Below are 13,601 nucleotides of genomic sequence, written 5' to 3'. Positions count from 1 at the left end.
ATGACCACCCTCACCGGCGGCGAAGCGATCGTAAGCGGCCTTGTCGCCCACGGCGTCGACACCGTGTTCGGCCTGCCCGGCGCGCAGGTCTACGGCCTGTTCGACGCCTTCCACCAGGCGCAGCTCAAGGTGATCGGCGCGCGGCACGAGCAGGCCTGCGGCTACATGGCGTTCGGCTATGCGCGTTCCAGCGGCAGGCCCGGCGTGTTCAGCGTGGTGCCCGGCCCCGGCGTGCTCAACGCCAGCGCCGCGCTGCTCACCGCCTTCGGCTGCAACGAGCCGGTGCTGTGCGTCACCGGCCAGGTGCCGACGCAGTTTTTGGGCAAGGGCCGCGGCCATCTGCACGAGATGCCGGACCAGCTCGCGACCCTGCGCACCTACGTGAAATGGGCGGATCGGATCGAATATCCCGGCAACGCGCCGACCACCGTCGCGCGCGCCTTCCAGGAGATGACGTCGGGACGACGCGGCCCCGCCTCGGTCGAGATGCCCTGGGACGTCTTCACCCAGCGCGCGGATACGGCCGCCGCAAAGGTGCTGGAGCCTTTGCCGGCGCCGCAGCCCGACCCCGATATGATCAAGCAGGCGGCAGCGCTGATCAGGAACAGCAAGGCGCCGATGATCTTCGTCGGCAGCGGCGCAATCGAAGCGCGCGAGGAGATTCTCGAACTGGCCGAGATGATCGACGCCCCTGTCGTCGCCTTCCGCAGCGGTCGCGGCATTGTCTCCAATGCGCATGAGCTTGGGCTCACGATGGCGGCGGCCTACAGACTGTGGCCGACAACCGATGTGATGATCGCAATCGGCACGCGCGCCGAGCTGCCGGCGTCGGGCTTCCGCTGGCCGTATCAGCCGAAGGGGCTGAAATCCATTCGTATCGATATCGATCCGGCCGAGATGCGCCGGCTCGCTTCCGATGTCGCTATCGTCGCCGACGCCAAAGCCGGCACGGCCGATCTCGTCGCAGCCGTGACGAAGGCCGGCTATGCCAGGACCAGCGGCCGGCGGGGAGAGATCCGCGAGGCGACTGCGAGCGCGCAAGCCGAGATCCAGCGCATCCAGCCGCAGATGGCGTATCTCAACATCCTGCGCGAGGTGCTGCCGGCGAACGCGATCGTGACAGATGAGTTGTCCCAGTTCGGCTTCGCCTCCTGGTACGGCTTTCCGATCTACGAGCCGCGCACCTTCATCACATCAGGCTATCAGGGCACGCTCGGCTCGGGCTTCCCGACCGCGCTCGGCGCCAAGGTCGCCAACCCCGACAAGCCGGTGGTGGCGATCACCGGCGACGGCGGCTTCATGTTCGGCGTGCAGGAGCTTGCCACCGCCGTGCAGTTCAACATCGCCGTGGTGACGCTGGTGTTCAACAACAACGCCTACGGCAATGTCCGCCGCGACCAGCGCGAGCGCTTCGACGGCCGCGTGGTGGCGTCCGATCTGGTCAATCCGGATTTTGTCAAGCTCGCGGAGTCCTTTGGTGTCGCGGCTGCGCGCGTCACCGCACCGGATCAGTTCAAGGCGGCGATGGAGAAGGCGCTGGCGCATGGCGGGCCGTATCTGATCTCGGTGGAAGTGACGAGGGATTCGGAAGTGAGCCCGTGGGCGTTCATTCACCCGCCGAAGCCTTGAGGTGAACGCCGCCCTGTAGCCGCGCTGCCGCGATAACCAGCAAGCCCGCGCCTGCGACCGCCCAGCAGGCGACCGGGGCCCAGTGCAGCAGCGGCGCGTATTCAGGCATTTTCTGCAAGCCGCCGGCGACCGCCGCCATTCGCGCGAAGGTCCCGAGTGCCAGCGCCGAGAAGACGAGGCCGGTCACCTTTCCTTCCGCGCCGGTCGAGCCGATGGCCAACGCAGCCGAGATCGCGCTCATCAGCATGCAGCCCCACGCCGCTCCGGCGAGAAACTGCGCGACGATCAGCGTGTTGAGGCTGCCGGCGAATTCGGCCGCAGCAATCGCGACGGCTCCAAGCAGTCCGGCCGCGCCCATCACGATCACGCCGCCACGGTGCTTGACGACGAGGCTTGCCGGAAACATCGCAATGCTGAAACCGATCCAGAACACCGGCATCAGCCATTGCAGCTCATCCGGCTTGGCAAAGCGCAGATAGAACGGCGCGCTGTTCAGAGCGAAGTGCAACTGATAGCCGAGCGCGAGCGCCACCATCGCGACGATGAAGGCGATCGGCACGAGGCCAAGCGGCTTTGCCGCTTCGGCCGGTGTCGGCGGCGTGGTGTCGCGCGCCACCTCGTGCTCGATCTGTGACAGTCCGAGCGCGGTCAACAGCAACACTGCGCTCGATATCACGAACGGCAGCCGCGCATCATGCTCGCGCATCACCACACCGAGATAGGGCGAGACTGCGCCGGCGACGCCATAGCCGAGCATCGCGAGCGCGGCGAGGAACGGCACCTGCGGCCGGGCGCGGTATTTGCCGAGCAGGGTCAGCGGCGGCGCGCGCAGTGCGGACGAGGCGATCGACCAGACCACGATCAGGGCAATGAACCACCCCTGCGCGGCCACGCCGCGTCCTGCGACGAAGGGCAGCGCGACGAACGCGCCGCAGGAGATCGCGGCCAGGAGCCCGACGAACAGGCCAAGCCTGCCGAGATGGGGCGCGATCTTGTCGGCGGCGATCCCCATCGCGGTGTCGGCGATGGTGAAGATCGCCTGGTCCAGCATCAGGATGAGGATGACGGCCGATGGCGCGATGCCGACTTCAGCCGCGAGCTTTGGCAGATAGATGACGTAGGTGGTCCAGCCAAGCGTGAACGCCAGTTGCAGCACGGCCAGATACAAGCCGGTACGGTTGGCCGCGCCAGTGCCGGCCGAGAGCCGTGTGGTCGCCATATCGCTGTCTCCCCCGCCGGAAGCTTAGACGAGCGGCGGCTGCGAGGAAACGCGTCAGCGGACCTTTCGGAACGTCAAATTAATCCGCTTCCGCCCCAGCAGCGCGTGCTCGCCGTCTGCGAGCGGCGCGACGCCGTGATAGGCGAGCCTGCTGGGCCCGCCCCAAACTACGACATCCCCATGCACCAAGCGGAAGCGGCGCGGCTTGTCGCTGCGTGCCAGGCCACCGAACAGGAAAGTCGCAGGCAGGCCGAGCGAGACCGAGACGATCGGGGCCGAATAATCCAGCTCGTCCTTGTCCTGATGCAGCGACAGTCGTGTGCCGGGCTCGTAGCGGTTGACGAGGCAGGCATCGGGCGCAAAGCCTGTAAAGCCGCCCTGCTCCGCGGCGCGCAACGCCAGATCGCGGAGCACCGGCGGCATCGCCGGCCACGGCGCCCCGGTTCCCGGGTCGATGGGATCATAGCGATAGCCGGTATGATCGGTGATCCAGCCGCGCTCGCCGCAATTGGTCATGGCGACCGACATCAGATGCCCGCCGGGCGTGGTCATGCGCCGGAACGGCGACTGCGCCACGATGGCGCGCACGGCTTCGATCAACTCGCTCTCGATCGGCTTGACGAAGCCGCGCAGCAGAACGGCGCCGTCGGCGATCTCCTCGCGCGACGGCTGGGCTTCGGCGACATTGTCGAACAAATCCGCCATCAGCGGCAGCGTTTATTTCGCATCGTGAAAGATCACACCCAGTGTGTGGCGCTGGCCAGAGCGAATCCGGCTGACGCCATGGCGGAGATTAACGCGGTAGATGCCGCGTGTCCCCTGCACCGGACGGTGATGCACAGCGAAGGCCACGGCATCGCCCTGCGCGAGCGGAACCACTTCGGCGCGGGACTGCATGCGCGGGCGCTGCTCGGTCAGCACGAACTCGCCACCGGTGAAATCGCGGCCGGGCTCGGACAAGAGGATCGCGACTTGGAGCGGGAACACGTGCTCGCCATAGAGATCCTGATGCAGGCAGTTGAAATCGCCCGCCTCGTATTGCAGCAGCAGCGGCGTCGGCCGCGCCTGCCCGGCCTGGTGGCAGCGCTGCAGAAACGCCGCGTGTTCGGCGGGATAGCGGATGTCGATCCCCATCGCCTCGTTCCAGCGATTGGCGATGCCCTGGAGATGCGCGTAGAGCGCCGGGCGCAATTGCGCGATCAGATCGGGCAGCGGGTAGGAGAAATATTTGTACTCGCCGCGGCCAAAGCCGTGGCGGCCCATGACGATGCGGCTGCGGAAGTTGGCGTCGCCGGGATAGAGCGCAGCGACGGCGCGGCATTGGTCCGGCGTGAGCAGGCCCTTCAGGAGCGCGCAGCCGTGGGTGTCGAGTTCGGCGGTGATCTGGGGCCAGTCCAGGGTATCGACATGGGCGGCGAGGTCGGCTGTCGGGGATTGAGGCGATTTGCGTGCTGTTGCTGTCATGGTTCTGACCTTCGCAGGACCGCCCCGTCCTCTACCACCCGATTTCCGTCTCTCCCCCCGTCATTGCGAGCGAAGCGAAGCAATCCAGATTCCGTCCGCGGAACCAGTTTGGATTGCTTCGTCGCAAGGGCTCCTCGCAATGACGGCGGAGAGACTTCAGCCCCTCACCGGCAGCGTCACCACGTCGTAGCCGTGTTTGATCGTGCGCTTCAGCACCGGGTCTTCCAGCTCGAAATCGAAACGGTCGGCGGGGCGGATACCGCCTTTCGCCGCAAACGTACCGCCGAACATGGCGCAGCCGTCGGGGAGTTTTCCACCCTCGAAACCGCGCGCGATCAGGTCGGCGACCGGCAGCATCGCGTCGAGCATGCCCTCCTGATAGAGCACGCGCTCGCCCTTGATGGTGGCCCAGGAGCGCAGGATCATCTTGTCCCAGTGGCCGATGACGTCCTCCAGCTCCCACAGCGTGGATGCGATCGGCTTGTCGCACATCTGCTTGGACACCGTGACGTTATAGGCCTCGACCTTGCGGTCGGTGTGGTCGGAGCCGCAGCCGACGAAAATGCGGCCCTGCCAGCCGATCAGCACGAACTCGACCTCGCCAGAGGAATCGCCGCCGGTGCATTCGATGCTGTCTTCCATCGTCAGCCGCCGCGCCGAGGCGCGATAGTAGATCGGCGTCGAGGCCGGCGGGGCGATACCCATCTCCTGCAGCTCGGCAATGTGCTTGTCGCGCGCGACCGGATCGCGGCCGGTCCAGCCGGCGATGACCATTTGGTCGATCGCCAGCGTCAGCGGCGTGGTGGTGTCCTGGGCGTCGACGGTGAAAGTCAGGTCAAACACGAATTACGGCCTCCATGCCGGCAGCAAGCTCGAAGATACGGCGGTCCGATCCGCCCGCGCCTGCCAGCATCAGGCCGACCGGAATCTCACCCTCGCGATGCGCAGGCAGCGAGATGGCGCAGCCGTCGATCATGTTGATCAGGGTGCAATTGCGGAGCGCCCGCAGGTTTTCCCTGGTGAACGCCTTGTCGTCGGCAAGATCCGAAATTTTCGGCGGCGTGTTGGCGGTGGTGGGCAGCACCAGCCCGTCATAGGGGGCGACGCGCGCATTGACGCGGGCGATCAGCGAGCGGCGCTCGTGGAGAAGATCGATGTAGTCCGCCGCGCTCTGCGCCTCGCCACGCATGATGCGCACGGAGACTCGGGGATCGTAGACGTCGCCCTTGGACGTGAGGAGATAGCGATGCCAGGCATAGCTTTCGGAAGCCGCAAAGCCGCCCTTGGCGTTCATCGGTCCGATGTCGTGGAATTCGGCCATCTCGATGCGCTCGATGATCGCACCGTGATCGGCAAGGCTCTTGAGCGCCCGCTCGAATGTCGCGGCCACGGCCGCGTCGAGATCGTCCAGCGCAATCGTGGTCGGCACCGCCAACCGCATGCCCTTGACCGGGCGCGGCTTCAGCGGAGCGATCGGCTCGTTGGCGAGCACGGCATCGAGAATGGCACAGCAACTGACCGATCGTGCCAGCGGCCCGATGCTGTCGAGCGAGAACGACAGCGGCACGGCCCCGTCGAGCGGCACGCGCCGCTGTGTCGGCTTGTAGCCGACGATGCCGTTATAGGCCGCCGGAATCCGGCAGGAGCCGCCGGTGTCGGTGCCGAGCGCGCCATGCGCCATGCCGTCGAGCACGGAGACCGCGGCGCCCGAGGACGAACCGCCGGGCACGTGGCCCTCGGCCCGGTTCCAGGCGCCCTTTGGCGTGCCGTAATGCGGATTGATGCCGATGCCGGAATAGGCGAACTCGGTCATGTTGGTGCGCCCGATCACGACAAAGCCGGCCTTGCGCAGCCGCGCCACCGTGGGGGCATCCTGTTCGGCCGGCGAGGAATCGTCGAGCGCGCGGGAGCCGGCGCGCGTCACCTGGCCCTTGATGTCGAAGAGATCCTTGATCGAGACCGGGATACCGGCATAGCGCGATGGCGCCGCCTTCACCTTGCGCAACCCGTCCATCGCATCCGCCGCAGCGAGCGCGGCATCCTTGTCGACATGGATGAAGGCACGCTGCCCCTCGCCGGCCGGATCGCCGATTTTGGCGAGGCACGCCTCGACCAGCTTGCGGGAGGTGGTGCGGCCGCTTTCGAGGTCTTCGGCGAGCTTCTTCAGTGTCGAAAAATCAGGCATGTCTGTCTCACGGAATATTTGCGCGCAATGTATAGCGCTGCCTCACTTCGACACAAGCATTGTGCGCATGATGGCATGCATGCGCATTGCTGGACCGTTGACGCGCCATGGTCGATTGTCGCATCAAGATCGCAACAGCCGGGCTCAGCTTGGCCTTGGGAGGACCTGCCGAGATGGCCGAACCGCAGCGCGCGCGACCGAAACCGACGCCGGAGACCCAGCATTTCTGGGACGGCACCAGAGCGGGCGAGTTGCGCCTGCAGCGCTGCGACGCCTGCGCGCATGTCTATTTCCCGCCTCGCCCGTTCTGCCCGTCCTGCGCCTCGCGCAAGGTCAGCATCTTCAAGGCGAGCGGCAAGGGCTTTCTCTACAGCTACGTGATCAACCACCGTCCCGCCGCGCCCGGCTTCACGCCGCCTTACGCCATCGCGGTGGTCGAGCTCGACGAGGGGCCGCGGATGATGAGCAACATCATCGACTGCCCGCAGACGCCGGAGGCGCTCGAGCTCGACATGAAGCTCGAGGTCACCTTCGAGGCACTCGACGACAAGATCACCCTTCCCGTATTCCGTCCGGCGAAGGGGTAAGCCCATGCGCAGCAACCAGGTTGCCGTCGTCGGCGCGGCCGAGACCACCGAGCTCGGTGTCATCCCCAACGCCTCGCAGCTCCAGCTTCACGCGGATGCGGCGCTCAATGCCATCGCCGATGCCGGACTGAAACTGTCGGACATCGACGGCTTCGCCACCGCGGTCGAGACACCGCAGCAGGTCTGCCACTATCTCGGCATCAAACCGACCTGGGTGGACGGCACCTCGGTCGGCGGCTGCTCCTTCATGCTGCACGTGCGCCATGCCGCCGCGGCAATCGAGGCCGGCCTGTGCAAGACCGTGCTGATCACCCATGCCGAGAGCGGCAAGTCGATGATCGGCAAGGCGCCGCGTTCGATCCCCACCGACAGCCTGCAAGGCCAGTTCGAGGCGCCGTTCGGCGTCTACGGCCCGCCCAGCATGTTCCCGATCCCCGTGCTGCGCTTCATGAAGACCTATGGCATCACGCAGGAGCAGCTCGCCTCGGTCGCGGTGGTGCAGCGGGAATGGGCGGCGAAGAATCCGCGCGCGATGATGAAGGATCCGATCACGGTCGCAGACGTCCTCAACTCGCGCATGATCGCCTATCCGTTCCGCCTGCTGCAATGCTGCCTCGTCACCGACGGCGGCGGCGCGCTGATCCTGACCTCGGCGGACCGTGCCCGGGATTTTCCGCGCAAGCCGGTCTACATCATGGGCACCGGCGAGAGCGTGGAGACGCCGATGGTCAGCCAGATGGAGACTTTTAATTCCTCGCGCGCGTTCAAGACCGCGGGACCGCTGGCGTTCAGGGAGGCCGGCATCGCACACAAGGACGTCGACCATCTCATGATCTACGACGCCTTTGCGCATCTGCCGCTGTTCGGCCTCGGCGATCTCGGCTTCATGCCGCACGAGGAGACCGGCAAGTTCATCGCGGACGGCAACACGCGCCCGGGCGGCAAGCTTCCGCTCAACACCAATGGCGGCGGCTTGAGCTACATGCATTCGGGCATGTACGGCATGTACGCGCTTCAGGAGAGCGTGCGGCAGATGCGCGGTATTGCGCCGGCGCAGGTCGCCAACGCGAAGATTTCGGTGTGCCACGGCGTCGGCGGCATGTTCGCCGCGTCGGGCACGATCGTGTTTACGAACGAGAGGTAATCCACATGACGAAATCACTGCAAGACAAGGTCATCATCGTCACCGGCGCAGGCCGCGGCATCGGGCGGGAGATTGCGCTGCTTTGCGCTGGCGAAGGGGCCAAGGTCGTCGTCAACGATCCCGGCGTCGCCGCTGACGGCGCCGGCACCAGCGCAGCGCCAGCCGAGGAGGTGGTCGAGGAGATCAAGAAGCGCGGCGGCACCGCCGTCGCCAATTTCGAGTCGGTGGCCGAAGCCATCCCCGCCAGCAAGATCGTGAAGACCGCAACCGATCATTTCGGCCGGCTCGACGGCGTCGTCAACAATGCCGGCATCCTGCGCGACATGATCTTCCACAAGATGAGCGTGGAAGCGTTCGAGGCCGTCATCAAGGTTCACCTGATGGGCTCGTTCTACGTCAGCCACGCCGCGGCGCGGATCTTCCGCGAGCAGGAGTCCGGATCGTTCGTGCACTTCACCTCGACCTCCGGCCTGATCGGCAACTTCGGCCAAGCCAATTACGCCGCCGCCAAGCTCGGCATCGTCGGCCTGTCGAAGTCGATTGCGCTCGACATGGGCCGCTTCAACGTTCGCTCCAACTGCGTCTCGCCGTTCGCCTGGACCCGCATGATCGGCACCATCCCGACCGAGACCGAAGCCGAGAAGGCGCGCGTCGAGAAGATCAAGCAGATGGGCCCGGAGAAGATCGCGCCGGTCTGCGCCTATCTGCTCTCCGATGCCGCAAAGGACGTCTCCGGGCAGATCTTTGGCGCGCGCATGAACGAGCTGTTCCTGTTCAGCCAGAACCGCCCGCTGCGCTCGGTGCATCGGAGCGAAGGCTGGACCCCGCAATCGATCGCGGAGCACGGCATGCCGGCGCTGAAGGGATCGTTCTACAAGCTCGACCGCTCCGCCGACATCTTCCCGTGGGATCCCGTGTAAGGAATCTCGTCTGACCGTATTTCCGGCATTTCTGCCCTGCGATCTCCGGTTATCTTAGTCCGGAGATCGCTCCGCTTTACGCCCGATTGCTGGCGGATCATTTCCTCCCAACACAACTTTGGGAGGAAACCATGACAAGAATACTGACCGACTCCGACGACACGACTGCAAGCAGCGGCCTCGCCCGCCGCACTCTGCTCAAGGGCGCCGCGACCGTTGCCGCATCCGCCCTGCTCGCCTCGAACGCCGACGCTCGTGACTTCGGCGCCAATGCCGAGCCGCAGCGCTATCCCGACCCGGATATCGTTGCCATCGATCCCAAGCGCTTCAAGGCCAAGGTCGGCAACACCGCAATCAAGCGGCTCTATACCGGCTGCCTGTGGGCGGAAGGACCGGCGTGGAATGCGCAAGGGCAATATCTGGTCTGGAGCGACATCCCTGCCAACCGCCAGCTGCGCTACCTCGACGACGATGGCCACATCTCCGAACAGTTCCACAAGCCGTCGAACGAGGCCAACGGCAACTCGTTCGACACCGAGGGCCGGCAGATCAGCGCGGAGCGCACCCGCCTCGTCCGCTACGAGCATGACGGTTCGGTCACGACGCTGGCCGAACAGGCCAACGGCAAGCCGCTCAACGGCCCCAACGACATGGTGGTGCATCCCAACGACAAGGCGATCTGGTTCACCGATCCCGGTTATGGCGCGATCAGCATCTACGAGGGCAAGCTTGCCAATACCGGCTCGCTGCAGCCGTATCAGAAGGAAGCGGTTTATCGCATTGATCCGCAGAGCGGCCAGGTCGCGAAGGTGGCCGACGAGCCGTTCAAGCCGAACGGCATCGCTTTCAGTCACGACTACAAGAAGCTCTATGTCTGCGACACCGGCATCACGCATTATCCCGAAGCCAAGAACGTGGTGTGGTCCTACGACATCGACGGGACGAAGCTGTCGAACCCGAAGAAGCTGATCGACATGACCCTCGACGGCAAATCAGGCTTTCCGGACGGCCTGCGCGTCGATACCGAGGGCAACATCTGGGTGGGCGCCGGCTGGGTCGGCCCCGGCTATGACGGCGTGCAGGTGTTCGCGCCGAACGACGGCGCGCGCATCGGGCAGATCCTGTTGCCCGAGACCTGCGCCAATGTCTGCTTCGGCGGCAAGAAGCGCAACCGCCTGTTCATGACCGCGAGCCAGTCGCTCTATGCGGTGTATGTGGAAACGCAGGGCGCGCATTTCTGTTGAGGCCGTGCTCTCACCACGCGTCATGGCCGGGCTTGTCCCGGCCATCCACGACCTTACGCGCTGCACCTAGAACGTGGATGCCCGGGACGAGCCCGGGCACGACGACTGAGGGTGGGTCGCCTTACCCCGTATTCCTCAACCCCGCCGAGATCCCGTTTATCGTCAACTGAATCCCCCGCAGCACCTGTTCGTCCGGGTTCTGCGCGCGGTGCTCTTTCAGCAATTCGACCTGCACATGGTTGAGCGGGTCGAGATAGGGGAAGCGGTGGCGCACCGAGCGTTCCAGCAGCGGGTTGCCTTGCAGCAGCCGGTCCTGCCCCATGATGTCCAGCAGCGTCTCGATGCAGGAATGCCATTCGCGACGGATGCGACCGAAGATCTTTTCGCGGAGCGCTTCGTCGGGCACGAGCTCGGCATAGCGCGAGGCTATCGCGATCGAGCTTTTCGCCAGCACCATGTCCATGTTCGACAGCAGCATGCGGAAGAACGGCCATTCCTTGTAGAGCTCTTTGAGGAACGGCATGCCCTTGTCGGGATGCTCCGCGATCCATTGCTCGACCGCGCTGCCAAAGCCGTACCAGCCCGGCAGCATCAGGCGGCATTGCGCCCAGGAGAACACCCAGGGAATCGCGCGCAAATCCTCGATCGCACGCGTCTTCTTGCGCGAGGCCGGGCGGCTGCCGATGTTCAGCGTCGCGATCTCGTTGATGACGGTGGACGCCCAGAAATAATCGACGAAGCCGTCGGTCTCGTAGACGAGGCCGCGATAGGCCTTGAAGGCGAGGTTCGAAAGCTCGTCCATCGCGGTCAGATAGTCGCGCCGGGGCGCGCTCTGGCGCGGATGCAGCAGGCTCGCCTCCAGCGTCGCGGCGGCAAGGATCTCCAGATTGTTGCGGCCGACTTCGGCGTTGGAATATTTCGACGAGATGATCTCACCCTGCTCGGTGATGCGGATCTGGCCATTCACGGCGCCACCGGGCTGGGCGATGATGGCGTCATAGCTCGGGCCGCCGCCGCGGCCGACCGAACCGCCGCGGCCATGGAACAGGCGCAGGCGCACGCCATGGCGCTCGAACACGTCGACGAGGCCGATCTCGGCCTTGTAGAGCTCCCAGCCCGAAGTGACGAAGCCGCCATCCTTGTTCGAGTCGGAATAGCCGAGCATGACCTCCTGCACGCTGCCGCGGCTGTCGACGAGGCGGCGGTAATCGTGCAGCGACAGCATGCGGTCCATGATGGTGGAGGACGCTTGCAAATCCTCGATGGTCTCGAACAGCGGCACGATGTTGATGGCGCTGCGCCCGGAGGGATGGACGAGGCCAACCTCCTTCAAGAGCACCGCGACCTCGAGCATGTCGGACATGCCCTTGCACATTGAGATAATGCATTGGGGAATGGCGTCCGAGCCGAACTTCGCGTGCGCCTCTGCTGCGGCATGGAACACGTTGAGCTCGCCCATGGTCTCGTCACTGTATTTGACGAACGGCGACACCAGCGAGCGCGTCGAGCGCAGCTCGTTGGTGAGCAGGGAGATGCGCGCGTCCTCGCCGAGGGCGAGATAGGACATGCCGGGGTTGGCGGCGTCCATCAGCTCGGCGATGGTACGCTCGTGCACCGCCGAGTTCTGGCGGATATCGAGCCGGGCCAGATGGAAGCCGAAGCAGTCCACCGCACGCCGCAGCAGCCGCAGCCGGCCGCGGGCGATGACGCCGGCGTTGTTGGAGATCAGCGAGCGGTGCAGCACATCGAGATCGGCCTTGAACTCCCCGACGCTGTCGTACGGCGCGCCCTTGCCGACCGGCCGCCGCGTGATCTCGACCTGAAGCATCTCAGCCGTGGCGGTGAGGCGCGCATAGATGCCGGAGACCGCAAGACGATAGGGCTCGCCGCTCCGGTGCGGCGAGGTATCGGGCGAGCGCTCCGCCAGCGTGCGCAACTCCTCGGACACGTCGGCGAGATGCGCCGCGATCGACAGCTCGGAGCCCAGCACGTGCAGCTCGTTGAGATAGAACTGCATCACCCGGCTCGACTGCAGCCGCAGCGTGCCGCGCATCACGTCGGCGGTGACGAAGGGATTGCCGTCGCGGTCGCCGCCGATCCAGCTGCCCATGCGCAGGAACGAGGCGAGCTCGCCTGCCGCCTGCTCGCCGTCCTCCTGCAGCCGGTCCTCCAGCCCGTTGACCAGCCGCGGCACCTCGCGGAGAAACGTGTAATCGTAGAAGGACAGGCCGTTGGCGACCTCGTCGAGCACGGTGAGCTTGGTCCGGCGCAGCAGATTGGTCTGCCACAGCGTCAGCACCTCGCGACGAAGCTGTTCGTCGCTGGCGGCGGCCTCCTCCGCCGTGAGCGCGACGCGCTCGCGACGATCGAGCAGGCTAGCGACCTCCATCTCGCGGTCCATCGTGCTCTTGCGGCGGACCTCGGTCGGATGCGCGGTCAGCACCGGGCTGACCAGCGCGCTCTTGAAGAAGTTGCGCAGGGCATCGGCACCGATGCCCGCAGCTCTCGCATGGGCGAGCGTCTCAGCCAGCACGCCGGAGCCGCCGCCCTTGTTGGCGCGCATCTGGCGAATGTTGTTCTGGTCTTCGGCGATGTTGGCGAGGTGGGAGAAATAGCTGAAGGCGCGGACGATCCGCACCGTCTCCGAGGTCGACATGCTGTCGAGGATCTGCTCGAGCTCGCGGCGGGCGAGCCGGTCCTCGTCGCGGTGGAATCGGATCGAGGTCTGCCGGATGCGTTCGACCAGATCGAACAATTCAGGCCCCTCCTGGTCGCGCACCGTGTCGCCGAGCATGCGCCCGAGCAGGCGGATGTCGTCGCGCAGCCGCGCATCTGCTTCCAGCGCCTGGACATCCTCGGGGCGGTTGGGGCGCTGATCGGCGGTGTCGGATGGTAATGTCTGGAGGGACATTGCTCGCTCCCCTTGTAGAGCTCCCTATGGCTCCCCGGCCCGGTCGAGTGTGCGATATTCTTCTACCGCAGTGCAAGGTGAACTTGGTGGCGACGCACACGTCCGCGGTCTCGCGGCGCGGGCGCCCGAGTTTTGCTGTCCGTTTCGCCCTCGTCGAGAAGAAAGGGCGCAGGGAAGGCCGGGCGCCGGCTGGCACCCCAGGTCCGCACGCGAGAAACGCACGCGGGGGTGACCACAGGTGATGCCGGAACATCCGGCCTTCCCTGCGCAATGGTTTTACGGCTTATGGCGCGCTCTC

Annotated in this window: 11 protein-coding genes; 5 read left to right on the top strand and 6 right to left on the bottom strand. The window is 65.6% G+C overall.

Going from position 1 to position 13,601, the window contains the following annotated elements:
- The gene (locus tag AC0L3S_RS14805; RefSeq protein WP_473279557.1) at positions 1-1,629 is read left to right on the top strand and encodes a thiamine pyrophosphate-dependent enzyme; all 1,629 of its coding nucleotides are present in this window, start codon (positions 1-3) and stop codon (positions 1,627-1,629) included.
- On the opposite strand, the gene AC0L3S_RS14800 is transcribed toward AC0L3S_RS14805, so the two are convergent.
- From AC0L3S_RS14800 to AC0L3S_RS14780, 5 genes are all read right to left on the bottom strand, one after another.
- Positions 1,607-2,848 carry an MFS transporter gene (locus AC0L3S_RS14800; RefSeq protein ID WP_473279556.1) on the bottom strand — a complete coding sequence of 414 codons (1,242 nt, stop codon included), beginning with the start codon at positions 2,846-2,848 and terminating at the stop codon, positions 1,607-1,609. The genes AC0L3S_RS14805 and AC0L3S_RS14800 overlap by 23 nt on opposite strands.
- A 54-nt stretch (positions 2,849-2,902) precedes the next feature.
- A complete protein-coding gene (alkB, locus tag AC0L3S_RS14795; RefSeq protein WP_473279577.1) occupies positions 2,903-3,556 on the bottom strand; it encodes a DNA oxidative demethylase AlkB in 654 nt (217 codons plus the stop codon).
- A gap of 9 nt (positions 3,557-3,565) precedes the next feature.
- Positions 3,566-4,312 carry a 2OG-Fe(II) oxygenase gene (locus AC0L3S_RS14790; protein ID WP_473279555.1) on the bottom strand — a complete coding sequence of 249 codons (747 nt, stop codon included), beginning with the start codon at positions 4,310-4,312 and terminating at the stop codon, positions 3,566-3,568.
- 156 nt (positions 4,313-4,468) lie between these two features.
- Complete coding sequence (locus AC0L3S_RS14785) at positions 4,469-5,155, bottom strand: DUF2848 domain-containing protein (protein ID WP_473279554.1); 687 nt, start codon at positions 5,153-5,155, stop codon at positions 4,469-4,471.
- A complete protein-coding gene (locus tag AC0L3S_RS14780) occupies positions 5,148-6,497 on the bottom strand; it encodes an amidase (RefSeq protein WP_473279553.1) in 1,350 nt (449 codons plus the stop codon). The genes AC0L3S_RS14785 and AC0L3S_RS14780 overlap by 8 nt, the downstream gene beginning before the upstream one ends.
- A 173-nt stretch (positions 6,498-6,670) precedes the next feature.
- Between AC0L3S_RS14780 and AC0L3S_RS14775 the strand changes: the two genes are divergently transcribed.
- The 4 genes from AC0L3S_RS14775 (at position 6,671) to AC0L3S_RS14760 (ending at position 10,392) form a co-directional block, all read left to right on the top strand.
- Entirely contained in the window at positions 6,671-7,084 is a 414-nt protein-coding gene (locus tag AC0L3S_RS14775) for a Zn-ribbon domain-containing OB-fold protein (RefSeq protein ID WP_473264060.1), read from the top strand.
- A 4-nt stretch (positions 7,085-7,088) separates the two neighbouring features.
- Entirely contained in the window at positions 7,089-8,228 is a 1,140-nt protein-coding gene (locus tag AC0L3S_RS14770) for a thiolase C-terminal domain-containing protein (protein WP_473279552.1), read from the top strand.
- A gap of 5 nt (positions 8,229-8,233) precedes the next feature.
- Positions 8,234-9,148: an SDR family oxidoreductase gene (locus tag AC0L3S_RS14765; RefSeq protein WP_007593675.1), complete on the top strand. Its 915-nt coding sequence runs from the start codon at positions 8,234-8,236 to the stop codon at positions 9,146-9,148.
- A gap of 131 nt (positions 9,149-9,279) precedes the next feature.
- Positions 9,280-10,392, top strand: a complete 1,113-nt coding sequence (locus tag AC0L3S_RS14760; protein ID WP_473264062.1) for an SMP-30/gluconolactonase/LRE family protein — start codon at positions 9,280-9,282, stop codon at positions 10,390-10,392.
- A 121-nt stretch (positions 10,393-10,513) separates the two neighbouring features.
- Here the strand turns inward: AC0L3S_RS14760 and ppc are convergent, their stop codons facing one another.
- Complete coding sequence (ppc, locus tag AC0L3S_RS14755) at positions 10,514-13,303, bottom strand: phosphoenolpyruvate carboxylase (protein WP_473279551.1); 2,790 nt, start codon at positions 13,301-13,303, stop codon at positions 10,514-10,516.
- Positions 13,304-13,601: the final 298 nt, after the last annotated feature.

Source organism: Bradyrhizobium sp. Ken01 (assembly GCF_055807355.1).
Note: the sequence above shows the minus strand (reverse complement) of the source record. Positions and strands in the feature narration are given on the sequence as shown.